The sequence below is a fragment of the Sulfuricaulis limicola genome (assembly GCF_002355735.1).
In the GTDB taxonomy this organism is placed as follows: domain Bacteria; phylum Pseudomonadota; class Gammaproteobacteria; order Acidiferrobacterales; family Sulfurifustaceae; genus Sulfuricaulis; species Sulfuricaulis limicola.
Map to the genome: position 1 here is coordinate 837,266 of NZ_AP014879.1, position 24,355 is coordinate 861,620.

A 24,355-nucleotide genomic window follows, 5' to 3' on the forward strand; every position below is an offset into this window, starting at 1 on the left:
GCACTGAACAAATCCGGCGCGCGCAAGGTAGAATGCCGCATCATGCGCGTCGGCCTGTTCGTCACCTGTCTCGTGGACCTGATGCGGCCCAGCATCGGGTTTGCCGCCTTGCGGCTGCTGGAGGCGGCGGGATGCGAGGTCGTGGTTCCCGCCGGCCAGACCTGTTGCGGCCAGCCGGGTTACAACTCGGGCGACAGCGCGGCGGCCCGGGCCCTGGCGCTGAAACTCCTCAAGGAATTCGAGGGCTGCGATTATGTCGTCGCGCCCTCCGGTTCCTGCACCGGCATGATACGGGCGCATTATCCGGCGCTGTTCAAGGATGACCCGGGCATTCTCGAAGCGGTCCAGCGTCTGTCCGTCCGTACTTATGAATTGACCGATTTTCTGGTCAATGTCGTCAAAATCAAAAATATTCCCGGCCGTTATACCGGTACGCTGACCTATCACGATTCCTGCGCCGGCCTGCGCGAACTTGGCGTGCAGGCGCAGCCGCGTGCCTTGCTCGCGAAAATGCCGGGCGTGACCCTGACGGAAATGCAAAACGCCACCACCTGTTGCGGCTTCGGCGGGACCTTCTCCGTGAAGTTCGGCGATATCTCCACGCGTATGGCCGACAGGAAATGCGCCAGCATCACCCAGACCGGCGCCGGTACTGTCGTAGCCGGCGATCTCGGTTGTCTTTTGAACATCGAGGGCCGGCTGCGCCGCAACGGCGATGCGCAAACCCGGGTGTTGCATATCGCCGAGGTCCTGGCCGGCGATAATGGAGAAAATGCATGGAAGTAACCGCAATGCATTTCAAGCGCAAGGCGACGGAGAAGCTGAACGACGAAAATCTTCAGCAGGCGCTCAAAAAACTCCAGTCGCGTTTCGTCGACAGCCGCGCCACGGCGCTGGCGGAGCTGCCGAATTTCCCGGAAATCCGCGATGCCGCGGCCGCTATCCGCGAGCGCGTGATCAGGAATCTCGACGGTTACCTGCTGCGCTTCGAACAGGAAGCGGCCGCGCGCGGCGCGGTGGTGCACTGGGCGGAAGACATCGAGGACGCCAACCGTCTCGTGGTCGAGATCGCCCGGCTTCACGGCGTGCGCAAGGTGGTCAAGTCGAAATCCATGGTCACTGAGGAATGCGGGCTCAACGATTATCTCGCGAGCGTGGGCGTGGAGGTGCTGGAAACCGATCTGGGCGAGTACATCCTGCAGCTGGCGCACGAACCACCGTCGCATATCGTGGCCCCGGTGGTGCACAAGAGCAAGGAAGAGATCGCCGACCTGTTCGAGGAAAAGCACGGACGTCCGCGCACCACGCAGATCGCCGAGATGTGCCGCGAGGCGCGCGAGGTGCTGCGCCCGGGATTCTTGTCGGCCGACATGGGCATCTCCGGCGCGAACTTCCTCATCGCCGAGACCGGGTCGGTGCTGATCGTCACCAATGAGGGCAATGGCCGGCTCACCACCACGCTGCCGCGTGTGCACGTGGCCATTACCGGCATCGAAAAGGTGGTGCCGACGCTGGAGGATGCCAGCACGCTGTTGCGCCTGCTGCCGCGCTCCGCCACCGGCCAGTCCATCACCAATTATGTCTCGGTCCTGACCGGCGTGCGCGGCAAGGACGAGGCCGACGGCCCGGAGCATTTCCATGTTATTTTGCTGGACAATGGCCGCAGTCGCCTGCTCGGCACCGAACTGCAACCGATGCTGCGCTGCATCCGTTGCGGCGCCTGCATGAACCATTGCCCGGTGTACCAGAACATCGGCGGCCATGCCTACGGCTGGGTCTATCCGGGCCCCATGGGGTCGGTGCTGACACCGGCCTTCGTCGGGCTGGAGAACGCCATCGATCTGCCCAACGCCTCGACTTTTTGCGGCGAATGCGCCGTGGTTTGTCCGGTGAAGATTCCGCTGCCGGACCTGATGCGTCATTTGCGCCACCTGCAGGTGGAGCGCGATCTGCGTCCCTGGGGTGAACGCGCCGCGCTGCGGCTGTGGTCGTGGGCGGCGCAGCATCCCGCGGTATACGCAATGTTCACGCGCGTGGCGGCACGGCTACTGCACCGGCTCGGCGGGAAGAAAAAATATCTGCGCCATCTGATGGGCGCGTCCGGCTGGACCCGGGGACGCGACATGCCGGCGCCGTCCGGCCGGACTTTCCGTGAGCTGTATCAGACGCGGCGTGCATCATGAGTGCGCGCGAGAATATCCTGGCGCGGATCGGCAAGGCGCGCGCTTCCAGCATCGCCGCCGATGTCGATGGCGAGATCCGCCGGCATCAGCGCGGACCGATCCCGCCGCTGGCAGGAGATCTGGTGAAACGGTTTGGCGAGCGGGCCGCGAACCTGGCGAGCGATGTGGCACAGGCGCGCACCATCACCGAAGTTCCGGGCCTGGTGGCGCGCTATCTCAGCGAGCGCCAGTTGCCGCGGCAGGGTGTATGCTGGCCGGCGCTGGCGCCTTATGGCTGGCAATCCGCCGGTATTGAGTTGCAGACGCGCGCGGCGCGCGGCGACGATCTGGTGGGCGTCACCGGCGCCTTTGCCGGCATTGCCGAAACCGGGACATTGATGTTGCTCTCCGGGCCGGAGACACCAGCGACAGTCAGCCTGCTGCCGGAGACACACGTTGCCGTGATCGAAGCAGAACGCATCGTGGCGACCATGGAGCAGGCCTGGGACCGATTGCGCGTCGAGCGCGGCGCGTTGCCGCGCGCGGTGAATTTTGTTTCCGGTCCTTCGCGCACGGCGGATATCGAGCAGACCGTGACGCTCGGCGCGCACGGGCCGTATCGGGTGCTTATCATCATCGTCGGCTGACATTTCTCGGAGAGGTGCCGTCATGTCACAACCGGTTTTATCGCTTTGGATCAACGGCAAGTCGCAGCCGAGTACGAGCGCACGCACGGCGGAGGTGTTCAATCCGGCCAGTGGCGCGGTCGTCCGGCGTGCGCCGCTGGCCGGCAAACAGGATGTCGAAAATGCCGTGGCGGCGGCGCGGGCGGCATTTCCCGGCTGGCGCGATACCACGCCGCTGCGGCGCGCGCGCATTCTCATGCGTTTTCGCGAACTGATGCAGGCGCATCGCGACGAGCTCATCCACCTGACCACGGAAGAACACGGCAAGACGCGCGAAGACGCCGCCGGTTCGTTGCAACGTGGCATCGAGGTCATCGAATTCGCCATGGGCGTGCCGCATTTGCTGAAGGGCGAGCAGGCCGAGGACGTCGGCCGCGGCGTCGATTGTCATTCGCTGTTGCAGCCGGTAGGCGTGTGTGCCGGCATCACGCCGTTCAACTTTCCCGTGATGGTGCCGTTGTGGATGTTCCCGGTGGCCATCGCCTGCGGCAATACTTTCATCCTCAAACCCTCGGAGAAAGTGCCCTCGGCGAGCCTGCGCATGGCCGAACTGCTGCGCGAGGCCGGGCTGCCGGACGGTGTGTTCAACGTGATCCCCGGCGACAAGGAGGCGGTGGATGCCCTGCTGACGCATCCGGACGTGCGCGCGATTTCCTTCGTCGGCTCGACCCCGGTGGCCAAATACATCTACGAAACCGCAGCACGCCACGGCAAGCGCGTGCAAGCACTGGGCGGGGCCAAGAACCATGCCGTGGTCATGCCCGACGCCGATCTCGATTTTGCCGCGGACGCGCTCATGGGCGCGGCCTACGGTTCCGCCGGCGAGCGCTGCATGGCGATCTCGACGGTCGTGGCCGTGGGCGCGGCTGGCGATGCCCTGGTCGAGAAGCTGCGGGACAAGGCCGCGCGCCTGCATGTCGGACCGGGCGACCAGACGGGCATCGACATGGGGCCGGTGATTACCGCGGCGCACCGCGAACGCATACAGAAGCTCATCGACAGCGGCGTGACGGAGGGCGCGAAACTGGTATTGGACGGGCGCGGGCTCAAGGTCCCCGGCGGTGAAAAGGGTTTTTATCTCGGGCCGACCCTGTTCGACCAGGTCACGACCACGATGGAAATTTACAAGGAAGAGATTTTCGGGCCGGTGCTGATCGTCCTGCGGGCCGACAACATCGACGCTGCCATCAATCTCGTGAACAGCAATCCCTATGGCAACGGCACCGCCATTTTCACGCGTTCCGGCGCGCACGCGCGCCGCTTCGAGCGCGACATCGAGGTCGGCATGGTCGGCATCAACGTGCCGATCCCGGTGCCAATGGCGTTTTTCTCCTTTGGCGGCTGGAAGGCCTCGCTGTTCGGCGACCTGCACGTGCACGGCATGGAAGGTGTGTATTTCTACACCCGCAGCAAGGTCGTCACCAGCCGCTGGCCGGGTGGCGAGGAGCGGGGTTCGTCGAATCTGTCGATGCCGACGCTCGGCTAGCATGCCATCTTCTATTACATGACCATGCCGACCGATCACCGGAAAAATCTGCTGAAGATATTTCAATCCGCGCTGGCCGCGGTCAACGGCCGCGTTTGCGTGCGCGAGCGGCTGAAGGAAAGACCGCTGCCCGGGAAGGTATACATGATCGCGGTGGGCAAGGCCGCCGGCGCCATGGCGCAGGGTGCGCAGGACGTAATGGGCGGTAATCTTGTCGATGCCCTGATCATCACCAAAAAGGGACATGCCGAGCCCTTGCCATGGCCGGTGCTGGAGGCGGGGCATCCGCTGGTGGACGAATCCAGCCTGGAGGCCGGCCGGCGGTTGCTGGCATTTGTCGACCGGATTCCAAAGGACGCATCCGTGATCGTATTGATCTCCGGCGGCGCCTCGGCGCTGGTGGAGGCCTTGCCGCCGCAGATCAGTCTCGAGCGGTTTCAGGAGATCAACCGCTGGATTCTCGGTTCGGGTCTGGACATCAACGATTACAACCGCATTCGCCGGCGCCTGTCTCGTCTCAAGGGCGGTCGTCTGGCCAAACTGCTGTATCCGCGGCGCGTGCTGTGCCTGGTGGTGTCGGATGTGCCGGGCAACGATCTGCGCGCCATCGGTTCCGGCCCGCTGGTGGCGGATGAAGACCTGCGCCGGCCGTTGACGCTCCGTAAACTGCCGGATTTCATCACCGAGGTGCTCGCGCACATGCCGCCGGCGCCGGCGCCCGACGACGCCTGTTTCCAGAATATAAAACGCGAGATCGTCGCCACGCTCGACAACGCCAAGAGTGCCGCTGTGGAAGCCGCCAAGGAACTGGGTTATCAGGCGATGCTCGAGGCCAGTTTCATATCCGGCGACGCCCTGGAGGCGGGAGCCAGGCTGGCCAAGAAGTTGTCAAACTCGGAGCCCGGTACGGTGCACGTCTGGGGCGGCGAGACCACGGTCCAGCTTCCGGAATCGCCGGGCCGTGGCGGACGCAACCAGAGTCTCGCGCTGGCCGCGGCCATGATGCTGCGCGGGCGTGACGATGCGTGGTTCCTGTCGGCCGGCACCGACGGCACCGACGGCCCCACGGACGACGCCGGTGCGCTGGTGGATGGCGGCACCATCGCGCGGGGCGAGTCGGCCGGCCACAACGCGGAGCAGGCGTTGGCACGGGCCGATGCCGGGACGTTTCTGGAGGCGAGCGGCGATCTGATCCAGACCGGGCCGACCGGCACCAACGTCATGGACATCATGCTGGGACTGAAAATGACAAGCGGAAACTGAAGGCCCATGACCAGACGTTTTCTCCTGCTCGTATGCCTGTTGTTTCCGGCGATGACTTCCTGCTCCGATCCGGTGACGCCGGCGGCGGTGCTGTATTTCGTCGAGCATGAACCGGGCGCTGAGCCCTTCCGTTCGCGCATGGTCATTACCGCGGGCTTCGTGCGCATGGACGGCGGGTCCGACGATCCGGATTTCCTGCTGTTCGACCGGGCCGACGGAACCATCTACAGCGTCAGCAGCGCGGAACAGCAGATCCTGATCATCCGGCCGCGACCAATGGACGCCAAACCGCCCGCCGACTTCCGGCATCAGGTGGTGCGCGACAGCGCCGCGTTTCCGGCCGTCGGCGGGCATAAAGTCAGCCACTACGAGTTGCTGACCAACGGCCAGCGCTGTTATGACCTGTACGCGGCGGCGGACCTGCTGCCGGAAGCGCTGCTGGCGCTGCGCCAGTACCGCGAGGTACTGGCCGGGCAGCAGGCGAAAACCCTGCCGCTGGCGCCGCCGGGCACGCTGTCGGCCTGTGACATGGCGAACAACGTTTTTCTTCCGGCACGCCATCTGGAACATGGCTTTCCAGTCCGGCTCACGGACATGACCGGCAAGACGCTTGAACTGGTGGATTACAACGCGGAATTTCGCGCCACGGCGGCGATGCTGCGGCTGCCGGCGGATTACAAGCGCTTGACCATCGAGGAATTGAGAATGAAGTGAGAGGCGGTTGCCCGCATGGAATCAGCTTTTCACTTTCATTTTTTCGCTTTTTACCGTTTTTTCGAGCGGCAGTCCCTCCAGCACCCAGCCATGCGCATCCACGCTCAGCACGCTGCCCTGTTCGTACCAGTCGCCGAGCACCATGCGTCGTGCGGGCCGGCCGTCGAGCGTGAACGCATGTTCCTTCGGCCTGTGCGTATGACCGTGGATCAGGCGGCGCACCCCGTGCTCGCGCATGATCGCTTCCACCGCGTTCTGGTTCACGTCCATGATTTCCGGTTTCTTGCTGGCGGTTGAATTTTTGCTGATCTCGCGGAAGTCGCGCACGATGCGATCGCGCTCGGCGACGGACCTGGCCAGGAACTCCCGCTGCCAGGCGGGATTGCGCACCTGCACGCGGAACGCCATGTATTCGACGTCATCGGTGCACAGTGAATCGCCGTGCATCAGCAGGGTGGGGGCGCCGTGGAGATCGATCTTCGCCGGATCGCCCAGCAGGCGACAACCGGTGGCTTTTTCGAAACCGTCCGCCATCAGGAAATCGCGGTTGCCGTGCATGACGAAGACCGGCGTGCCGGCCGACGTCAGTGCGCGCAGGCCGCGGACGATGCCGCGGAATTCTTCCTGTTCGACTGCCTCGTCGCCGATCCAGTACTCGAACAGGTCGCCGAGGATGTAGAGTGCGTCGGCGTTGCGCGCGCGCTGCCGGAGGAAGTCCAGGAACAGCCGGGTGATGGCGGGGCGGGTGCCGCAGAGATGCAGGTCGGAGATGAAGAGCGTGGTGGCCGGCATCTCTTTGCTGGGCCTCCTACTTCTCGTCAATGACCTGTATTTTCTCGATAATCACGTCGGACAGCGGTACGTCCTTGTGACCGAGCTTGGAACCGGTAACAACACCCTTGATCTGGTCCACGATGTGCATGCCGTCAATGACCTTGCCGAACACGCAATAGCCCCAGCCCGCCGGCGTGGGCGCGGTGTAATTCAGGAAATCGTTGTCGACGATGTTGACGAAGAACTGGCTGGTGGCGGAGTGCGGATCGGTGGCGCGCGCCATGGCGAGCGTGCCACGGGCGTTGCGCAGGCCGTTGTTGGCCTCGTTCTCGATGGGTGGCCGCGTCATCTTCTGGGTCATCCCCGGGCCGAAGCCGCCGCCCTGGATGACGAACTTGTCGATGACCCGGTGGAACAGCGTGCCATCGTAGAAACCGTCCTTCGCATAGGCGAGAAAGTTCGCCACGGTCTTCGGCGCCTTCTCCGGATTGAGCTCCAGGACGATGGTGCCGTAGTTGGTTTTCATGTGAATCATCAGTGGGCGCTCTTGTTTTCTGCTGGCTGTGCGGGCCCGCCGGCGGCAGGCCTCTGTACTGAAGTTTACACTGGATTGGCTTTGCTGTCGTAACGCCGGGACTACGCCGGGAGGGCGGTTTCCGTTAACATGGCGCCCCTCGACAATGACTTCGCGCCCCTTCAAGACCCGTTTCGCCCCCAGCCCCACGGGTCTGCTGCATCTCGGCAATATCCGCACCGCGCTTTTCAATTTTCTGTTGGCCCGGCAGGCCAGGGGGACCTTCCTGCTGCGTCTGGAAGACACCGATGCCATGCGCGGGCACGAAAAATACGCCCGCGCGCTGGAAGCAGACCTGCGCTGGCTGGGGCTGGTCTGGAACGAGGGGCCGGAGGCCGGCGGCCGTCATGGGCCTTATGCGCAGTCCGAGCGCGGTTCAGTCTATAAGGAATACTTCACTGCCCTCGAATCCAAAGGCCAGGCCTATCCCTGTTTCTGCAGCGAGCATGAACTGGCGATCGCGCGCAAGACCGCGCTGGCGGCGCATCGCCCGCCGCGCTATTCCGGCAAATGCCGCGCGCTGTCGCCGCAGGAGGCGCAGGCCCGCTTCGCCCGCGGCGAGCCCGCCACCCTGCGGTTCCGGGTGGAGGAGGGCAAAACCGTCGAGTTCGAAGACAAGGTGCGCGGGCGGCAGGTGTTCAGCACGGACGATATCGGCGACTACGTCATTCGCCGTTCCGACGGCACGCCGGCATTTTTCTTCTGCAACGCCATCGATGACGCCCTCATGGAAGTGACGCTGGTCGTGCGCGGCGAGGATCATCTGACCAACACCCCGCGCCAGATCCTGCTGCTTCAGGCGCTCGGGTTGCCGCTGCCGGCGTACGCGCACATCGCGCTCGTGGTGGGGGCCGATGGCGCGCCGCTTTCGAAGCGCACCGGTTCGAAATCGATCGAGGAGCTGCGTGCCGTGGGTTATCTGCCGCCCGCCATCAATAATTATCTGGCGCGCCTGGGGCATACCTACGATGCCAATGCCTTCATGAACCTGGAAGCCCTGGCGGAAAATTTCGATCTCTCGCGGCTGGGCCGGGCGCCGGCGCGTTATGACGAGGCCCAGCTGATGCACTGGCAGCGCGAGGCGGTGTTGCATTTGCCGTCCACGACGCTGCAGGAATGGATGGGCGACGCAGTGCAGGCGCTGGTGCCGGCTGACAGCTTCGCTGAGTTCACCGAAGCGGTGCGCGGCAATATTTCTTTTCCCGCCGACGCCTTGCGCTGGGCCCGGATCGTGTTTACCGATAAGCTGGTTGTCAGTCACGCCGCCAGGGAGGCCATGATGGCGGCCGGTCCGGAGTTTTTTGCGACGGCGCGCCAGGCGCTGGAAACGCATGGCGCCAATTTCAAGGTCGTAGCCGAAACCGTGAAGCAGGCGCGCTCGGTGAGCGGGAAGTCGCTGTTTCAGCCCCTGCGCGCGGCGCTCCTGGGCGAACTGGACGGGCCGGAAATGGCCAGGATTTTGCCGCTCATCGGCGTCGAGCGCGCCCGCAAACGGCTATCACTATAAACAGACATCATCAACAGCAGGATCATGCTCCAGATTTACAACAGCCTCACCCGGAAGAAGGAGCCGTTTACTCCCATCACGCCCGGCCAGGTCCGCATGTACGTGTGCGGCATGACGGTGTACGACTACTGCCATCTCGGCCATGCGCGCGTCATGGTGGTGTTCGACATGGTGGTGCGCTACCTGCGCGCGCGCGGTAACCAGGTGACCTACATCCGCAACATCACCGACATCGACGACAAGATCATCAATCGGGCAAAAGAGAACGGCGAGGACATCGGCGCGCTCACGGAGCGATTCATCCGGGCCATGAACGAAGACGCCGCGACGCTGGGCGTGCTCCCGCCGGACCAGGAGCCGCGTGCCACGGTGCACATGCCCCAGATCCGCGACATGATCGCCCGGCTGGTCGAGCGCGGTTTTGCCTATGCCGCGAAAAACCGGGACGTCTACTATCGGGTACGCAAGTTCGAGCCCTATGGCGCGCTTTCCGGCAAGACCCTGGACGAACTGAAAATCGGCGCGCGCGTGGAGGTGGACGAGGACAAGGACGACCCGCTGGATTTCGTCCTGTGGAAGGCCGCCAAACCCGGCGAACCGCAATGGGATTCGTCCTGGGGACCGGGGCGTCCGGGCTGGCATATCGAATGCTCGGCCATGTCCCATGCCTGCCTCGGCAGTCATTTCGACATCCACGGCGGCGGCATGGACCTCAAGTTTCCGCACCACGAAAACGAGATCGCCCAGAGCGAGGCGGCCACCGGCAGCAAATTCGTCAACACCTGGATGCACGTCGGTTTCGTGCGCCTGAACCAGGAGAAAATGTCGAAATCGCTCGGCAATTTCTTCACCGTGCGGGAGGTGTTGAAGAAATTCGAGCCGGAAGTGGTGCGTTACTTCATTCTCGGCAGCCATTACCGCAGCCCGCTCGATTATTCCGACGAGAATTTGCAGGGCGCGAAGAGCGCGTTAACCCGGCTGTATCTGGCGCTCAAGGATCTGCCGCCGGCGGAAGCAGGGGGAGGCGCGGCGGCCTGGGAGCAGAAATTCCATGCCGCCATGGATGACGACTTCAACACGCCCGGCGCGCTCGCGGTGCTGTTCGAGCTGGCGCGCGACATCAACAAGCTGCGCGAGGACAGTGGCATAGCGGCGGCCGCGCCGCTGGGTGCGACCTTGCGCCGCATTGGCGGGGTGCTGGGTCTTTTGCAGAGCGATCCCCAGACCTTCCTGCGCGGCGGCACCGACGACGGCCTGACCGATGCGCAGATCGAGGCCCTGATCGCCCGGCGTTCAGAGGCACGCAAGAACAGGAATTGGGCTGAATCGGACCGTTTGCGCGACGAACTCAAGGCCCAGGGAGTCATTCTGGAGGATACCGCCGGTCAAACCAGCTGGCGCCGGCAGTAAAAAGCATCATTTGTGACTTACCGCTATTGACCCTGCGGATACTTATAAGTAATTTCTTATTTTTAAACCGGCAAACGCCAAGGCCCGCGCGCCCGGTTTGGGGCGGACGCGGGTTTTTATTTCCCTTGAGGTTTTTGTGGAATTAACTGGCGCAGATATTTTTGTCCGCTGCCTGGCTGACGAAGGCGTGGAATACGTCTTCGGCTACCCCGGCGGCGCGGCGCTGCACATCTACGACGCGCTCTACAAGCAGGACCGGGTCAAGCACATCCTGGTGCGGCACGAGCAGGGCGCGGCGCACGCGGCCGACGGCTACGCGCGCGCCACCGGCCGTCCCGGCGTGGTGCTCGTCACCTCCGGCCCGGGCGTGACCAATACCATCACCGGCATCGCCACGGCGTACATGGATTCGATCCCGCTGGTGGTGTTCAGCGGCCAGGTGGCCACCAGCCTGATTGGCGACGACGCGTTCCAGGAAGTGGACGCGGTCGGCATCACGCGCCCGTGCGTGAAGCACAATTTCCTGGTCAAGGACGTGAAGGACCTCGCGGCCACGGTGAAGAAGGCGTTCTACATCGCCAGCACCGGCCGCCCCGGACCGGTGCTGGTGGACATCCCCAAGGATGTCACCGCGCACAAGTGCGAGTACGCCTACCCGAAGAGCGTTTCCATGCGTTCCTACGTTCCGGTGACCGAAGGCGATCCGGGGCAGATCAAAAAGGCCGTGGACCTGATGCTGTCCGCGACGCGCCCGATGATCTACACCGGCGGCGGTATCGTGCTGGGCGAGGCCTCGGCGGCATTGACCGAGCTGGTGCGCCTGCTCGGTTACCCCTGCACCAACACGCTCATGGGGCTCGGTTCCTATCCCGCGACCGATCCGTTGTTCGTCGGCATGCTCGGCATGCACGGCACCTACGAGGCCAACATGGCGATGCACGAATGCGACGTGCTGATCGCCATCGGCGCGCGCTTCGACGACCGCGTCACCGGCGATCTCAACAAATTCTGCCCGCACGCGCGCATCGTGCACGTGGACGTCGACCCGGCCTCGATCTCGAAGAACGTCCCGGTGGAAATCCCGATCGTGGGACAGGCCGAACCGGTGATGCGCGAGATGATCCGGCTCATCAAGGCCGCGGGCAGGAAGCCCGACCAGCCGGCGCTGGAAGCCTGGTGGAAACAGATCGACAAATGGCGCGCCATGAACTGCCTCGAGTACGACCGGGAGAGCAAGCTCATCAAGCCGCAGTACGTGCTCGAGCGGCTTTACGAGATCACCGATGGTGATGCCTACATCACCTCCGACGTCGGCCAGCACCAGATGTGGGCGGCGCAGTACTACAAATTCGACAAACCGCGGCGCTGGATCAACTCCGGCGGCCTCGGCACCATGGGCTTCGGTCTGCCGGCGGCCATGGGCGTGAAGCTCGCGTTCCCCGAGGCGACCGTGGCCTGCGTCACCGGCGAGGCCTCGATCCAGATGTGCATCCAGGAGCTGTCGACCTGCAAGCAGTACGATCTGCCGATCAAGATCATCAACCTCAACAACCGCTACATGGGCATGGTGCGCCAGTGGCAGGAATTCTTCTACGACCGGCGCTATTCGCATTCATACATGGACGCCTTGCCGGATTTCGTGAAACTGACCGAGGCCTACGGGCACGTGGGATTCAAGATCGAAAAGCCCGGCGACGTGGATGGCGCGCTCAAGGAAGCCCTGAAAATGAAGGATCGCCTGGTGTTTCTCGACTTCATCACCGACCAGACCGAGAATGTCTATCCCATGATCGCGGCCGGCAAGGGCCAGCACGAGATGCATTTGAAGCCCTGCAAGGCGGTCGTGCCGACCGACCGGGAACTGGCATAGCTACAGGCAGACATTGATGCGCCACACCATATCCATGTTGCTGGAAAACGAGTCGGGCGCGCTGTCGCGCGTGGCCGGCCTGTTTTCCGCGCGCGGCTACAATATCGAATCGCTCAGCGTGGCGCCGACGGAGGACGAAACCCTGTCGCGCCTGACGCTCGTGACCAGCGGTTCGGAGGATGTCATCGAGCAGATCACCAAGCAGCTCAACAAGCTGGTGGACGTGGTCAAGCTGGTCGACCTCACGGAAGGCCAGCATATCGAGCGTGAAATGCTGCTGATCAAGGTCAAGGCCGGCGGTGCCGCGCGCGGCAAGATCAGTCAACTGGTGAAGGACTATCAGGGCCGGATCCTCGACGAAACCGAAGCCACCTACACCATCGAGCTGACCGACACCAGCAGCCGGCTGGACACCTTTGTGAAGGCCGTGAACCACGCGGATATCATCGAGGTGGTGCGTTCCGGCGTTTCCGGCATTGCCCGCGGCGAGAAGAGCCTGCGGGTTTAATAAACGTCATTTTGGAACGCAGATGCATTCATCTGCGGATATTTAATCTTTAGGAGTTCACATGAAAGTTTTCTACGACAAAGACGCCGATCTTTCCCTCATCCGCGGCAAGAAGGTCGCCATCGTGGGCTACGGCTCCCAGGGTCATGCGCACGCGCTGAACCTGAAGGACAGCGGCGTGGACGTGCGCGTGGCGCTGCGCGAAGGTTCGAATTCGGTGCAGAAGGCCAAGAACGCCGGTCTGAACGTCAAGAACATTCCCGATGCGGTGAAAGAAGCGGATCTCGTCATGATCCTGGCGCCGGATGAGCAGCACAAGAAACTATACAAGGAACAGGTCGAGCCGAATCTGAAAAAAGGTTCGACCTTGGCCGTGGCGCACGGCTTTTCGGTTCACTTCGGTTTCATCCAGCCACGCGCCGATCTCGACGTCATCATGATCGCGCCCAAGGGTCCGGGACACCTGGTACGCTCGACCTTCACCCAGGGCGGCGGCGTGCCGTGCCTGATCGCGGTCAAGCAGAATGCTTCCGGCAAGGCGCGTGATGTCGCGCTGTCCTACGCCTCGGCCATCGGCGGCGGTCGCGCCGGCGTCATCGAGACCACCTTCAAAGACGAGTGCGAGACCGATCTCTTTGGTGAACAGGCGGTGCTGTGTGGCGGCGCCACGCATCTGGTACAGGCCGGGTTCGAGACGCTGGTGGAGGCCGGTTATCCGCCGGAGATGGCCTACTTCGAGTGCCTGCACGAACTGAAGCTCATCGTCGACCTCATGTACGAAGGCGGCATCGCCAACATGCGCTACTCGATCTCGAATACCGCCGAGTACGGCGATTACACCCGCGGCCCGCGCATCGTCAACGAGCAGACCAAGGCCGAGATGAAAAAGATTCTCCAGGAAATCCAGTCCGGCCAGTTCGCCAGGGAATGGATGGCCGAGAACGAGACCGGCGGCAAGCGCTTCCCCGAGATGCGCGCCCAGGCGGCCAAGCATCCGATCGAAGAGGTCGGCGGCAAACTGCGCGACATGATGCCCTGGATCAAGGCCCATCGCATCGTCGACAAGACCAAAAACTGAGCTTGCGAAACGCAGATCAACGCAGACAGTGTTTGAATCCGAAACCTGTCTGCGTTTTTTCTTTTCATCACCCGCATTCTGAATCAATAAATCATGGATGACGCTAAATACCCGATCCTCGCCCGCGAGGGCCGGTGGCATATCGCGCTGGCCGCGGGCGCGGCGGTGGTGGTGCATTATCTGGCCGGACCTGCCTGGGCCGCGCCGTTCTGGTTCATCCTGGTTTTTATCCTCCAGTTTTTCCGTGATCCTCCCCGGAGTATTCCCGACGCGCCCGGCGCGGTCATCTGTCCGGCGGACGGGAAGGTGATCGCGCTCGGAGAGGTCGAAGACCCCTGGCTCAAGCGCCCGGCCCGGCGCGTCAGCGTTTTCATGAACGTTTTCAACGTCCATTCCAACCGCAGCCCGGTGGCGGGCAAGGTCATGGAACGCTGGTACAGCGCAGGAAAATTCGTCAATGCGGCGCTCGACAAGGCCTCCCTCGACAATGAGCGCAATGCCCTGTGGATCCGGACCGACGCGGGCCAGGATATCGTGGTGGTGCAGGTTGCCGGCCTGATTGCACGACGTATACTGTGTTATGTACAGCCGGGCGCGCGGATCGCGCGCGGCGAACGCTATGGATTCATCCGGTTCGGGTCGCGCGTCGATGTTTATCTGCCGCGTGACGCGCAATTCGAGGTATCGCTGGGTGACAAGGTCAAGGGCGCGGCACAGGTGATCGCCCGATTGGCGCCGCCGGCGCAGGAGAAATGATGGATCATTTAGACGAAACACCCGCCCCCGAGGAGAAGCGTCGGCGCCGGGGCATTTACATTCTTCCCAGCCTGTTCACCACGGCCAGCCTGTTTGCCGGCTTCTACGCCATCGTGCAGGCCATGAACGGCAATTTCGAATACGCGCCGCTCGCCATTTTCATCGCCGCCATCCTGGACGCGCTCGACGGACGCATCGCGCGCCTGACCCACACCGAAAGCGATTTCGGCGCCGAGTACGACAGCCTGGTGGACATGGTGTCCTTCGGGCTCGCGCCGGCGCTGATCATGTACGAATGGGCGCTCTCCGGCATGGGCAAGCTCGGCTGGCTCGCGGCCTTCATCTATACCGCCGGCGCCGGCCTGCGCCTGGCGCGTTTCAACACCCAGGTGGGCGTGGCGGACAAGCGCTACTTCCGGGGCTTGCCGAGTCCGGCGGCCGCGGCCGTGGTGGTCGGTCTGGTGTGGGTGCTGCACGCCAATGGCGTGCCGGGCAAGGAGATCAGCATCGCGGCACTGATCGTGACCGTCATGGCCGGGGTGCTGATGGTGAGCAACGTGCGTTACCGCAGCTTCAAGGACGTGGACCTGCGCGGGCGGGTGTCGTTCATGACCATACTCGCGATGCCGCTGGTATTCGTCCTGCTGTTCCAGAATCCCCCGCAGGTACTGTTTCTGACCTTTCTTGTGTATGCGCTGTCCGGCCCCCTGGGATTCGTGTTCCGGCGGGCACATCACGAGGCCAAGGACCAGCCCGAAAATCACCCCCATGGCCGGGTTTAATTTTTTCCCGGATTGATTTAAGCTTTAATCATGCAGGGCATATCCTCCCTTTCCTTCAGCACCCGGTCCCGCCGCCGCGCGGTGGCATCGGCCCGTGCGCTTGCCTCTCTGCTGTCCCTGCTGCTGCGCCGCTAGGCGCAAACCAACCCCCTTCCTGGCGAGGAATATAATACGCGACCAAGAACCTGTTTTTAGCCCGCATGATTTGAATGAATCATGTGCGCGACGATGAATGACAGGACCAGCGAAGCAGGCATCATTTACGCAGAGACAAGACCATGAACGATCAGTTGATCATATTTGACACCACGTTACGCGACGGCGAGCAGAGCCCCGGCGCTTCCATGACGCGCGACGAGAAGGTGCGCATCGCCAAGGTGCTGGAACGCATGCGCGTGGACGTGATCGAGGCCGGTTTCCCGGTCGCCAGTCCCGGCGACTTCGAAGCGGTCAAAGCGGTGGCCGAGGCGGTGACCGAGAGCACGGTCTGCGGCCTGGCGCGCGCCGTGGAGAAGGACATCGACCGCGCCGCCGAGGCCATCAAGCCGGCGAAACGCGGGCGCATCCACACCTTCATCGCCACCAGCCCGATCCACATGCAGCACAAGCTGCGCATGACCCCGGAACAGGTGCTGGAACGCGCGGTGCAGATGGTCAGGCGTGCGCGCCAGTACACCGACGACGTGGAGTTCTCGGCCGAGGACGCGGTCCGTTCCGACATCGATTTTCTGTGCCGCGTGTTCGAGGCGGCCATCAGTGCCGGCGCCCGTACCATCAACGTGCCGGATACGGTCGGCTACAGCATCCCGCAGGTGTGGGGCGAGCGCATCAAGACCCTCATCGAACGCGTGCCGAACTCGGACAAGGCGATCTGGTCCACGCACTGCCACAACGATCTCGGGCTGGCGGTGGCCAATTCGCTGGCGGCGGTGCTCAACGGCGCGCGCCAGGTGGAATGCACCATCAACGGGCTCGGCGAGCGTGCCGGCAATGCCTCGCTCGAGGAGATCGTCATGGCGGTACGCACGCGCCGGGACATTTTTTCGTGCGATACCCGGCTCGACACCACCCAGATCGTGCCGGCCTCGCGGCTGGTGTCGAACATCACCGGCTTTCCGGTGCAGCCGAACAAGGCCATCGTCGGGGCGAATGCGTTCGCGCATGAATCGGGCATTCACCAGGACGGCGTCATCAAGATGCGCGAGACTTATGAAATCATGCGCGCCGAGGACGTCGGCTGGGCGGCGAACCGCATGGTGCTCGGCAAACACTCCGGGCGCAACGCCTTCAAGACCCGCCTCAAGGAGCTGAATATCGAGTTCAAGACCGAACAGGAATTGAATGCGGCGTTCGAGCGCTTCAAGGACCTGGCCGACAAGAAACATGAAATCTTCGACGAGGACTTGCAGGCTCTGGTGACCGAGGCGGATCTGGAACAGGAGAACGAGCATTTCCGGCTGGTGTCGCTCAAGGTCTGTTCCCAGACCGGCGAGACGCCTTTTGCCAATGTGACGTTGGCCGTCAGCGGGACGGAAAAGCAGGCCGGCGCGCCGGGCAGCGGTCCGGTGGACGCGGCGTTCAAGGCGATCGACAGCGTGGCCGGCAGCCAGGGCCAGCTGCTGCTGTATTCGGTCAACAACATCACCAGCGGCACCGACTCGCAGGGCGAGGTGACGGTGCGCCTGGAACGGGGTGGACGCATCGTCAACGGTCATGGCGCGGACACCGATATCGTCATCGCCTCGGCCAAGGCCTATCTTAATGCCCTGAACAAGCTGATCGCGCCGGCGGAACGCACGCACCCGCAGGTGGGGCAGCCGATATGACGCGCTTGAGTTTTCATGGCGCCGCTTTATGCTTTAGGCCATGAACGTCCAGAATGAGATGCGTCGCCGGCAGTATCTCGACGCGCTCGGCATCACGCGCTGGGAGCCGCGACAGGCGCCGGCTTCCGTTTCTCCGGAAATCCGCGTCGGAACGGAAACACCCGCCGTCCCGTCGCGTTCCGTCCCCGGACCGGTTCTCATCCGGGAAGCGGACACCGCGGTCGACAACTCCCGCGACTGGACGGAACTGGAAGCGGAAGTGCGCGCGTGCACCCAATGTTCCCTGCACAAGACGCGCACCCAGACGGTCTTCGGCGTCGGTCACCGGCACGCTTCTTGGATGTTCATCGGCGAGGCCCCGGGCGCGGACGAGGACCGGCAGGGCGAGCCGTTCGTGGGCAGGGCCGGCCAGCTGCTGAATGCGATCCTGTTTGCCATGGGTCTGAAGCGCGAGGAGGTCTACATCGCCAACGTGCTCAAGTGCCGGCCGCCGGGAAACCGCGACCCGCAGCCGGAGGAGGTCACGCAGTGTGAGCCTTATCTCATCCGTCAGATCGGATTGATCCGGCCGAAACTCATCGTGGCGCTCGGACGGCATGCGGCGCACAGCCTGCTCAAGACCGAGGTCCCGCTGGCGAAACTGCGCGGGCAAAAGCTGTCCTATCATGGCACGCCACTGTTCGTGACCTACCATCCGGCCTACCTGCTGCGTAACCCGGCCGACAAGCGCAAGGTGTGGGATGATCTGTGCCGCGCCAAGGCCGCCATGACGAATCTGGAGGAGTCATGAGCGCCGTTGTCATTTCAAACCAGCCGCTGCTCCGCCCCATGAACGGGCATGATCTGGTGGCGGTGATGGAGGTGGAAAACGCTGCCTACGAATTTCCCTGGACCCTGCCCATTTTCCGCGACTGCCTGCGCGTGGGTTGCCACTGTTACGTCTATGAATCGCCGCAGGAGGGCATCATCGGCCATGGCATCATGTCGGTGGCCGCGGGTGAGTGCCACGTCCTGAATATCTGCATCCATCCGGATTACCAGCGGCTGGGGCTGGGTGAGGGCATGGTGCTGTTCCTGCTCGATATCGCCCGGCAGAACAAGGCGCGCGTGGCGTTGCTGGAGGTGCGCATGTCCAACACCGCCGCTTACAAGCTTTATACCAAGCTCGGTTTCGACGAGGTCGGGCTGCGTAAAAGCTATTACCCCGCGCGTCGCGGCCGCGAGGATGCCATCATCCTGGCGCGCGACCTGACTGTGGGCATTTAATTCCCTCAACCCTCGTCGATCATCTCATCGGTGGGATTGTCCAGGTTCACGGAATGCTCGCTGGTCGGATGCTCCACCGGCATTTCCAGATAGGCATGCCGGTTGTTCTCCGACTCGAAATAAATCGTAACACTGGTTTCGTCGCTGCGATGAATGACGTTTGGCAAGCCGGTAATACTGGATAGGTCCTTGCCGCTGATAGGGTCCGTTCTGCAAACGATGTTGAACATGGCGGTCTCCTCCTGAGACAAAGCGTGGATCCGGTTCACAGCTATACGCGCATGCCATCAGCGGTACAACGTCATTTTTCATGTGGCTTTCCATCGGCATAACCGCGCGTGCGCCGCGGACATAAACCCGGCTTATATCTGCAGCGCCTCGATGGTCCAGCCGGTGCCGCCCGCCGTTGCCTCCGGGTGACGACGGGAGATCAGTTCCTCGATTTCCGCCACCCGCAGTTTCGGCACGTCCACCAGGAGCAGCACTTCGTGGTGTGACAGTACGCCGCGAAACTCATCGAGATGCGTGTCCGGTACGCGTGTTGCAAACAGGACGCCCGCGGTGAGTGTGAGCGTCATCGCGGCGAATGACAGGATGGCTCCGGTCAAGGAGTCCTGAGTCGCGGAAATGATCAGGCCGATCCCTCCCAAGGCAAACAACACCAGATTGCCCGTCCACACAATCCGTTGCAGGAGCCACACGGTATCGCGCCGCTGGTGCTCGTTCGCCGCGGGCAATTTTTCCAGTGTCGTGCCTTTGCCGCCAATCGCATGGATGTGCTGCCGGCCCACCCCGGTCGCCTCCAGATCAGCCACGATTTGTACGGCATGTGATTCTTCAGGAACGATGAAATACAGTCTGCGATGAAACATGGCGCCTCCTTGTACCGGCTGTGACCGTCATCAGGCGACGCACGCGCGTCAATTCCTGCAACGATTGCCTGTACTTGCTGCCAGAATTGGCTGCTTAAGCTAATGCGGCAGAAAAGAGGATTTTCAACGAGACAAAAAACGCGTGAATTAAAACCGGAGCAGGAATAACAAAAAATTTGTGGTTATGGCGTGTTGGCCGGTTTGCGGTACTCCATCTCTGCCTGTGGTATTAACCCTTCAATCTGCCGGATGCGCTGGTCGTCGAGTGGGTGTGTGCTCAGGAACTCAATCTGCTTGCCGCCACCGTTCTTGTTCTTGTATTCCGCGAAACGTTTCCAGAAGCCGAGCGCCTCGCGCGGCTGATACCCGGCGCGCGCCATGTACAGCAGGCCGAGATGGTCAGCCTCCAGTTCCTGTTTGCGCGAATGCGGCAGGGCGAGGCCGAGACCGTATGCCTGTTGCACGACCTGGCGCGTCGCCGGCGATGAACGTCCCAACGCCAGCTCCTCGAGTATCTGAAACAGGGTGCCCTCCGACATGCGTTCGGCGCCATGGCGCGCCACGGCATGCGCCACTTCATGCCCGACCACGGTCGCGAGACCGGCGTCGTCCTTGGTGATGGGCAGGATTCCGCTGAAGACCCCGACCTTGCCGCCCGGCAGACAGAAGGCGTTGGGTGTGTTGGGCTGGTCGAACAGCACGAACTCCCACTGTGCATTGGGTAGCGGCGCGATGGCGGCGATGCGTTTTCCGACGCGCTGCAATTGGGCAGTGGCTGCCGCGTCCTTGGAGATGGGTGTGGATTTCTTGAGCTTTTCGAATTCCTGGAAACCCAGCTGCGTTTCCTGGGCCGGGCTGACGAGTTGCAGCTGGGAACGTCCGGTCTCCGGGACCGTAGCGCAGGCGACCATAAGCACCGTAACCAGCACGGCACCGGCAGGCATCATGATCATCCGCTGACGCATGATTTTCATGTCTGTGTTGTCCTTAACGGCACGGATCCGGCCCACAATTTTACCCCTTGTGCGCCCGGGTTCCACTACCTGATTCAGGCGGTCCCGGGCCGGTTTTATCGTTAGAATGCCATTTTGCCATTTCGTTTGAGGGTGGCGGGAGGAAAACGTGACAGATAAGGAAACGCTGGTTTACCGCGGAAAAATCATCGAGCTTTTTCTGGAACAGGTCACGCTTCCCAATGGCGCCGAGGCCGAGTTCGAGATCGTGCGCCACCCCGGGGGCGCGGCGGTTGTGGCCCTCGATGCGGAAAACCGGGTATGCCTGTTGCGCCAGTACCGGCACGCCGTGGGCGGGTGGCTGTGGGAACTGCCCGCCGGCAAGCTGGATGCGGGCGAACCGCCGCTCGCGACCGCGCAGCGCGAACTGCAGGAAGAAGCCGGCGTGCAGGCGGTGCGCTGGGAGCCGCTCGGGAAAATCGTCAGCTCGCCCGGCGTCTTCACCGAAGTGGTGCATCTGTTTCTGGCGCGCGAGCTGCGCGCCACGCCGGCTGGTGCCGAGCCGCATGAGGTTTTCGAGGTGCACTGGGTTCCCTTCGCGCAGGCTGTGGCACAGGCGCGATCAGGCGAGATCACGGATGCGAAAACCCTGGCAGGTCTGTTTCGTGCCCGGGAATGGTGCGAAGGGAAGTAGGGGAAAAAAGCCGCTGGGGACCGGCATGCCCGGCCCGGAGATACAGGAAAAAACGCGAACCGGCGTTTACTGCAATGAGGCTCTGCAGCGGCAGAGCTGGCTCGCGATCAGATGCATGAGTTTATTGACGCTGAGGTCATCCGGAATTTCCTGGACGCCGGAAAACCAGATCTCCTCCACCTGACTGTCGATCTCGCTGTTTGCCTCCGTGATCAGGGGTACCCCGATAAAAACCCCTTGTTGCCCGTTCTCCAGACCGATGGTGATCAACTGCAGATTTACCGTCTTCATTCGTCTACCTCCAGTTCGGTTGCTGCACTGATGGGTACTGGACATCCGTAGACTCAAGCGGTGATTGTTTATCATCACCCGCTTTCAAGTATAGACAAATTCGGGAAGCAACCGCCAGTCGTATAACGCTGATGTCGGCGTTCGTCCGGCGGCGTATTTCAGGCGCCACCAGGCCGGATCAGACAGCGGCGACTTCCGGTTTTATGTTGAGCGAGCCGAGCCAGAAGGACAGGTCCTTCTCCATGAACTCCTCGACCGGCATGTAGTGCGAGCCGTCGCAGGAGAAGGTAAGTCCCACCAGGCCGTTCATGATGTTGAGGGAGCTGGAGCGCAGGTAGATGGTTTCATCGGCAAAACGCAGGGCCTTGAACTCGTCCAGCACGTGCCGGATCTGGTCCGGCGAGACCTTGGCGTTCTCCGGGTAGGGGCGGACCGGGTAGGCCAGGCAGAAATCCGGGTTGACAATTTCGTCGACCCGGTGCAGCCGGTAATTATAAGGGTCGTCGAACAGCCACAGCGAGCAGCGACCACTGGAGAAATGAATCTTGCTGTGGAACACGCCGTGATGGCTCATAAGCTGATGAATAAGATCGAGCACCTCGTCAATATGCTGGTCCAGCAGGCTCGGCGCGCGTTCCTGCATGAACACCGTGCCGCGCACCGCCGGATCGCCGCGGAACTGTTGCCAGTGAATGTCGGGCGCCGTCAGGCGCGAGTCGTGCAGCAGATCGTCCAGCGCGAAATCCGCGGCGATGAAGCCGAGCAGGTGATTATCGCGCGAGACGGCTTGCAACGCGGTGATGCACTGTCTCGGCACGTACTGGCTCATGTACACGGATGACAGCATCACGCCCTTGAACGGCAGGTGGTTTTTCAGGTAGGGCCGTTGCGACAAATCGCGCCCGCGCCACGAAGGGTCGGCGCCGCTGGCCTGGACCATGGATGATATTTCAATGCCATTGAGGTCCCAGGCATAGAGCAAATGGCAGTGGGGAATGGACCCGATGGTTTCGCGCAGGAGACGATCGAGCGCATCGGCATCGGGCCAGACATCGGCGCAGCGGGTGCCGAGTTGCGCCATCGGCTCGCTGACGGCCTCGGCAAGCGCCGCTTTTTTGGCCAGGACGGCCTGTTGAATGAATGACATGATTTCCTTGTGTAGTTAAAAATTTCTTATGGGGCCTGGATGGAAAATTCCAATGGATTATACAGGGGCGAACTTTGGGAAGATTTAGTGTAACTGGACGAATACGCCTGTCATTTCACCATTTAATGACACCAGGTACTGCAAATCCCGTCAGCACTGACACCTGGAGGTCTTGTTCGTTCCATCCACCCGGCATGCATGCCCCGATGACCATGCCCTGTTTGGGCATCCCATAGGCAATTTGGCGTTTTATGACCAGGTATGACCTGCCCGCATTTTCCCCTCTCAGAAATTCCTCTTAGTTATCCGTGCCTTTCCCGTTGAGCTTCCTTGAAAAACCGGCAGCAAATCAGGGCGTTCCTGGCATATTCCTTGCTTTTACCTAAGATAAGGTAGTGAGGTAATTGAAACGGCAGGGATCGGGCCGGGCCAGTAACGCGAAGCCGTCACCGGCAGTTTGCGGATTTTTTGCTTCTGGCCGGTACCCGGTGAATTCTGTCTTGGGTAAAAATGGAAATGGCAACGATTAAATCATTTCCCGGATTGATCGGGTTCTATGTGCTGACCTCCGACGGCGAGCTGGGTGTTTATGACCAGCACGGAAAATTTGTCGTGGACGCCAAACTTACCAGGGCGTTTGCCGATTACAACCGTCGTTTCCTGATGAGCTACCTGCAGAACCCGGAGAAGGGAAATTTTCGCCTGGCCATCATTCACCGGACACAGGAGAAACGACCGTGGGGTTCCGAGACCCTGCTGCTTGAGAAAAATATCGTACGTCGCCTGTATCCGATGACCGGAACCACGGAACTGGATCTGACCGTCTTCCAGAAGAAGAACCGGGAAAAAAGCATTTATCGCGGCATGGAGATTTTTCTGGAGTACAAGGATACCTCGACTCCCGATGTCCCGGTATATTGCCCCGTGCTTTATGACCGAGGCAGGACACTGGACGATTATGCGGCGAACCTTGATCGTCCGGTAACGCCGGCCGACCGGGAAACGCCGGTGGTGGAAATTCTCAATTTGCTGGCCGGCATCCCCATGGGCAAGCGCTATACCCCGGAGATCGGTGTTCTCAAGGAAAAGATCTATCAGGGCATCGTCAAGAAGGGCATGCGCAAGTCCGCGGAATTCACCCTGATCGAGGATATCCGCCGCAACGCCGTTGCCGCGACGGAAAAGGCTGTTGACGATCCCTACGCCGATGTCGACAAGCGTGCGGAGCGGCAGGTGACGCTGAATTCGAAGGCCGGTGATGCGGACGCGTCGCATAACGCCAATGACAACGTGCTCCCCAGGAATATCGGTTCCGCGCTGATGGGCCGACCCGAGCCGGCGGAGCCCGGGACGCTTAAGATATTTACCCGGTTCCGCGACATGGACCACGCGAGGCTCGAGGCGCTCGCCGGAAAATGCATGGTATACAGGGTCCCGCCCGGAACCCCGTTGCTGGAACGGGGAACGAACGACAGCTGGAATCTCTATCTCATCGAGGGGACGGTGGAGCTGGTGGCGGCCGACGGCATGCCTAAAACCATCGAGGGCGGCACACCCACGGCTAGCAACCCGATATCCTGCCTGAAGCCGCGCATGTATACCGTCTCCACGCTGACACGCGCGGCATTCCTGTGGATCGACGACAAGCTGATCGACGAGGTCATCAAGTCCACCGTCGAATCCAGACGGCTGGGCGGCGCGGTATGACGCTGGCTTGCGCCGCCGTCCTGATTTGA

The 24,355-nt window shown here is 62.1% G+C and carries 25 protein-coding genes; 18 read left to right on the forward strand and 7 right to left on the reverse strand.

Going from position 1 to position 24,355, the window contains the following annotated elements; all coding sequences use genetic code 11:
* The first annotated feature begins 42 nt into the window (after positions 1-42).
* Genes SCL_RS04115 through SCL_RS04140 form a run of 6 tightly spaced genes read left to right on the forward strand, consistent with a single transcriptional unit; the run spans position 43 to position 6,311 of the window.
* Complete coding sequence (locus tag SCL_RS04115) at positions 43-786, forward strand: (Fe-S)-binding protein (protein WP_096360047.1); 744 nt, start codon at positions 43-45, stop codon at positions 784-786.
* Positions 777-2,183 carry a LutB/LldF family L-lactate oxidation iron-sulfur protein gene (locus SCL_RS04120; protein WP_096360048.1) on the forward strand — a complete coding sequence of 469 codons (1,407 nt, stop codon included), beginning with the start codon at positions 777-779 and terminating at the stop codon, positions 2,181-2,183. Before SCL_RS04115 ends, SCL_RS04120 begins: the two co-directional genes overlap by 10 nt.
* Positions 2,180-2,809: a LutC/YkgG family protein gene (locus SCL_RS04125; RefSeq protein WP_096360049.1), complete on the forward strand. Its 630-nt coding sequence runs from the start codon at positions 2,180-2,182 to the stop codon at positions 2,807-2,809. The genes SCL_RS04120 and SCL_RS04125 overlap by 4 nt, the downstream gene beginning before the upstream one ends.
* A 22-nt stretch (positions 2,810-2,831) precedes the next feature.
* On the forward strand, positions 2,832-4,334 hold the full coding sequence (locus SCL_RS04130; RefSeq protein ID WP_096360050.1) for a CoA-acylating methylmalonate-semialdehyde dehydrogenase: 1,503 nt from the start codon (positions 2,832-2,834) through the stop codon (positions 4,332-4,334).
* 18 nt (positions 4,335-4,352) lie between these two features.
* Positions 4,353-5,597, forward strand: coding sequence for a glycerate kinase type-2 family protein (locus SCL_RS04135; protein WP_096360051.1), 1,245 nt, complete (start codon positions 4,353-4,355; stop codon positions 5,595-5,597).
* 6 nt (positions 5,598-5,603) lie between these two features.
* Positions 5,604-6,311: a hypothetical protein gene (locus SCL_RS04140; protein ID WP_096360052.1), complete on the forward strand. Its 708-nt coding sequence runs from the start codon at positions 5,604-5,606 to the stop codon at positions 6,309-6,311.
* A gap of 21 nt (positions 6,312-6,332) precedes the next feature.
* On the opposite strand, the gene SCL_RS04145 is transcribed toward SCL_RS04140, so the two are convergent.
* Together SCL_RS04145 and SCL_RS04150 are read right to left on the reverse strand one after the other, a co-directional pair.
* The gene (locus SCL_RS04145) at positions 6,333-7,103 is read right to left on the reverse strand and encodes a UDP-2,3-diacylglucosamine diphosphatase (protein WP_096360053.1); all 771 of its coding nucleotides are present in this window, start codon (positions 7,101-7,103) and stop codon (positions 6,333-6,335) included.
* Positions 7,104-7,119: 16 nt separating this feature from the next.
* Positions 7,120-7,620, reverse strand: coding sequence for a peptidylprolyl isomerase (locus SCL_RS04150; RefSeq protein WP_096360054.1), 501 nt, complete (start codon positions 7,618-7,620; stop codon positions 7,120-7,122).
* A gap of 145 nt (positions 7,621-7,765) precedes the next feature.
* Between SCL_RS04150 and gltX the strand changes: the two genes are divergently transcribed.
* From gltX to rimI, 10 genes are all read left to right on the forward strand, one after another.
* Positions 7,766-9,166, forward strand: a complete 1,401-nt coding sequence (gene gltX, locus SCL_RS04155; RefSeq protein WP_096360055.1) for a glutamate--tRNA ligase — start codon at positions 7,766-7,768, stop codon at positions 9,164-9,166.
* 24 nt (positions 9,167-9,190) lie between these two features.
* The gene (cysS, locus tag SCL_RS04160) at positions 9,191-10,576 is read left to right on the forward strand and encodes a cysteine--tRNA ligase (RefSeq protein WP_096360056.1); all 1,386 of its coding nucleotides are present in this window, start codon (positions 9,191-9,193) and stop codon (positions 10,574-10,576) included.
* A 136-nt stretch (positions 10,577-10,712) separates the two neighbouring features.
* Positions 10,713-12,446, forward strand: coding sequence for an acetolactate synthase 3 large subunit (locus SCL_RS04165; protein WP_096360057.1), 1,734 nt, complete (start codon positions 10,713-10,715; stop codon positions 12,444-12,446).
* A gap of 16 nt (positions 12,447-12,462) precedes the next feature.
* Positions 12,463-12,954, forward strand: a complete 492-nt coding sequence (gene ilvN, locus SCL_RS04170; RefSeq protein ID WP_096360058.1) for an acetolactate synthase small subunit — start codon at positions 12,463-12,465, stop codon at positions 12,952-12,954.
* A 61-nt stretch (positions 12,955-13,015) separates the two neighbouring features.
* On the forward strand, positions 13,016-14,032 hold the full coding sequence (ilvC, locus tag SCL_RS04175) for a ketol-acid reductoisomerase (RefSeq protein WP_096360059.1): 1,017 nt from the start codon (positions 13,016-13,018) through the stop codon (positions 14,030-14,032).
* 93 nt (positions 14,033-14,125) lie between these two features.
* Positions 14,126-14,788, forward strand: coding sequence for a phosphatidylserine decarboxylase (locus tag SCL_RS04180; RefSeq protein WP_096360060.1), 663 nt, complete (start codon positions 14,126-14,128; stop codon positions 14,786-14,788).
* Positions 14,788-15,570: a CDP-diacylglycerol--serine O-phosphatidyltransferase gene (gene pssA / locus SCL_RS04185; RefSeq protein ID WP_096360061.1), complete on the forward strand. Its 783-nt coding sequence runs from the start codon at positions 14,788-14,790 to the stop codon at positions 15,568-15,570. Before SCL_RS04180 ends, pssA begins: the two co-directional genes overlap by 1 nt.
* Positions 15,571-15,848: 278 nt before the next feature.
* Positions 15,849-17,396, forward strand: coding sequence for a 2-isopropylmalate synthase (locus SCL_RS04190; RefSeq protein WP_096360062.1), 1,548 nt, complete (start codon positions 15,849-15,851; stop codon positions 17,394-17,396).
* A gap of 40 nt (positions 17,397-17,436) precedes the next feature.
* Positions 17,437-18,186 (forward strand): uracil-DNA glycosylase, encoded by a 750-nt coding sequence (locus SCL_RS04195; RefSeq protein ID WP_096360063.1) that lies wholly within the window; start codon positions 17,437-17,439, stop codon positions 18,184-18,186.
* Positions 18,183-18,662: a ribosomal protein S18-alanine N-acetyltransferase gene (rimI, locus tag SCL_RS04200; RefSeq protein WP_096360064.1), complete on the forward strand. Its 480-nt coding sequence runs from the start codon at positions 18,183-18,185 to the stop codon at positions 18,660-18,662. The genes SCL_RS04195 and rimI overlap by 4 nt, the downstream gene beginning before the upstream one ends.
* 5 nt (positions 18,663-18,667) lie before the next feature.
* On the opposite strand, the gene SCL_RS04205 is transcribed toward rimI, so the two are convergent.
* The 3 genes from SCL_RS04205 to SCL_RS04215 form a co-directional block, all read right to left on the reverse strand.
* Entirely contained in the window at positions 18,668-18,892 is a 225-nt protein-coding gene (locus SCL_RS04205) for a hypothetical protein (protein WP_096360065.1), read from the reverse strand.
* Positions 18,893-19,024: 132 nt separating this feature from the next.
* Positions 19,025-19,534: a hypothetical protein gene (locus tag SCL_RS04210; RefSeq protein ID WP_096360066.1), complete on the reverse strand. Its 510-nt coding sequence runs from the start codon at positions 19,532-19,534 to the stop codon at positions 19,025-19,027.
* Between the two features lie 182 nt (positions 19,535-19,716).
* Complete coding sequence (locus SCL_RS04215) at positions 19,717-20,508, reverse strand: M48 family metallopeptidase (protein WP_197702705.1); 792 nt, start codon at positions 20,506-20,508, stop codon at positions 19,717-19,719.
* 148 nt (positions 20,509-20,656) lie between these two features.
* On the opposite strand from SCL_RS04215, the gene SCL_RS04220 reads away from it, so the two are divergent.
* Positions 20,657-21,181 carry an NUDIX domain-containing protein gene (locus SCL_RS04220; RefSeq protein WP_096360067.1) on the forward strand — a complete coding sequence of 175 codons (525 nt, stop codon included), beginning with the start codon at positions 20,657-20,659 and terminating at the stop codon, positions 21,179-21,181.
* Positions 21,182-21,247: 66 nt separating this feature from the next.
* On the opposite strand, the gene SCL_RS04225 is transcribed toward SCL_RS04220, so the two are convergent.
* Both SCL_RS04225 and SCL_RS04230 read right to left on the reverse strand, forming a co-directional pair.
* Positions 21,248-21,472, reverse strand: coding sequence for a hypothetical protein (locus SCL_RS04225; RefSeq protein WP_096360068.1), 225 nt, complete (start codon positions 21,470-21,472; stop codon positions 21,248-21,250).
* A 178-nt stretch (positions 21,473-21,650) separates the two neighbouring features.
* Positions 21,651-22,619 carry a PDC sensor domain-containing protein gene (locus SCL_RS04230; protein WP_096360069.1) on the reverse strand — a complete coding sequence of 323 codons (969 nt, stop codon included), beginning with the start codon at positions 22,617-22,619 and terminating at the stop codon, positions 21,651-21,653.
* A 516-nt stretch (positions 22,620-23,135) separates the two neighbouring features.
* On the opposite strand from SCL_RS04230, the gene SCL_RS04235 reads away from it, so the two are divergent.
* The gene (locus tag SCL_RS04235) at positions 23,136-24,326 is read left to right on the forward strand and encodes a cyclic nucleotide-binding domain-containing protein (protein WP_148664973.1); all 1,191 of its coding nucleotides are present in this window, start codon (positions 23,136-23,138) and stop codon (positions 24,324-24,326) included.
* Positions 24,327-24,355: the final 29 nt, after the last annotated feature.

Excerpts from the sequence above, each read along its gene's own strand:
- SCL_RS04120 (WP_096360048.1), top strand. The coding sequence starts at position 777 with ATGGAAGTAACCGCAATGCATTTCAAGCGCAAGGCGACGGAGAAGCTG.
- pssA (WP_096360061.1), top strand. The coding sequence starts at position 14,788 with ATGGATCATTTAGACGAAACACCCGCCCCCGAGGAGAAGCGTCGGCGC.
- SCL_RS04190 (WP_096360062.1), top strand. The coding sequence starts at position 15,849 with ATGAACGATCAGTTGATCATATTTGACACCACGTTACGCGACGGCGAG.
- SCL_RS04230 (WP_096360069.1), bottom strand. The coding sequence starts at position 22,619 with ATGTCATTCATTCAACAGGCCGTCCTGGCCAAAAAAGCGGCGCTTGCC.
- rimI (WP_096360064.1), top strand. The coding sequence starts at position 18,183 with ATGAGCGCCGTTGTCATTTCAAACCAGCCGCTGCTCCGCCCCATGAAC.
- ilvC (WP_096360059.1), top strand. The coding sequence starts at position 13,016 with ATGAAAGTTTTCTACGACAAAGACGCCGATCTTTCCCTCATCCGCGGC.
- SCL_RS04125 (WP_096360049.1), top strand. The coding sequence starts at position 2,180 with ATGAGTGCGCGCGAGAATATCCTGGCGCGGATCGGCAAGGCGCGCGCT.
- gltX (WP_096360055.1), top strand. The coding sequence starts at position 7,766 with ATGACTTCGCGCCCCTTCAAGACCCGTTTCGCCCCCAGCCCCACGGGT.
- SCL_RS04180 (WP_096360060.1), top strand. The coding sequence starts at position 14,126 with ATGGATGACGCTAAATACCCGATCCTCGCCCGCGAGGGCCGGTGGCAT.
- cysS (WP_096360056.1), top strand. The coding sequence starts at position 9,191 with ATGCTCCAGATTTACAACAGCCTCACCCGGAAGAAGGAGCCGTTTACT.
- SCL_RS04205 (WP_096360065.1), bottom strand. The coding sequence starts at position 18,892 with ATGTTCAACATCGTTTGCAGAACGGACCCTATCAGCGGCAAGGACCTA.
- SCL_RS04235 (WP_148664973.1), top strand. The coding sequence starts at position 23,136 with ATGGCAACGATTAAATCATTTCCCGGATTGATCGGGTTCTATGTGCTG.
- SCL_RS04210 (WP_096360066.1), bottom strand. The coding sequence starts at position 19,534 with ATGTTTCATCGCAGACTGTATTTCATCGTTCCTGAAGAATCACATGCC.
- SCL_RS04215 (WP_197702705.1), bottom strand. The coding sequence starts at position 20,508 with ATGAAAATCATGCGTCAGCGGATGATCATGATGCCTGCCGGTGCCGTG.
- ilvN (WP_096360058.1), top strand. The coding sequence starts at position 12,463 with ATGCGCCACACCATATCCATGTTGCTGGAAAACGAGTCGGGCGCGCTG.
- SCL_RS04135 (WP_096360051.1), top strand. The coding sequence starts at position 4,353 with ATGACCATGCCGACCGATCACCGGAAAAATCTGCTGAAGATATTTCAA.
- SCL_RS04195 (WP_096360063.1), top strand. The coding sequence starts at position 17,437 with ATGAACGTCCAGAATGAGATGCGTCGCCGGCAGTATCTCGACGCGCTC.
- SCL_RS04150 (WP_096360054.1), bottom strand. The coding sequence starts at position 7,620 with ATGATTCACATGAAAACCAACTACGGCACCATCGTCCTGGAGCTCAAT.
- SCL_RS04140 (WP_096360052.1), top strand. The coding sequence starts at position 5,604 with ATGACCAGACGTTTTCTCCTGCTCGTATGCCTGTTGTTTCCGGCGATG.
- SCL_RS04145 (WP_096360053.1), bottom strand. The coding sequence starts at position 7,103 with ATGCCGGCCACCACGCTCTTCATCTCCGACCTGCATCTCTGCGGCACC.
- SCL_RS04225 (WP_096360068.1), bottom strand. The coding sequence starts at position 21,472 with ATGAAGACGGTAAATCTGCAGTTGATCACCATCGGTCTGGAGAACGGG.
- SCL_RS04115 (WP_096360047.1), top strand. The coding sequence starts at position 43 with ATGCGCGTCGGCCTGTTCGTCACCTGTCTCGTGGACCTGATGCGGCCC.
- SCL_RS04130 (WP_096360050.1), top strand. The coding sequence starts at position 2,832 with ATGTCACAACCGGTTTTATCGCTTTGGATCAACGGCAAGTCGCAGCCG.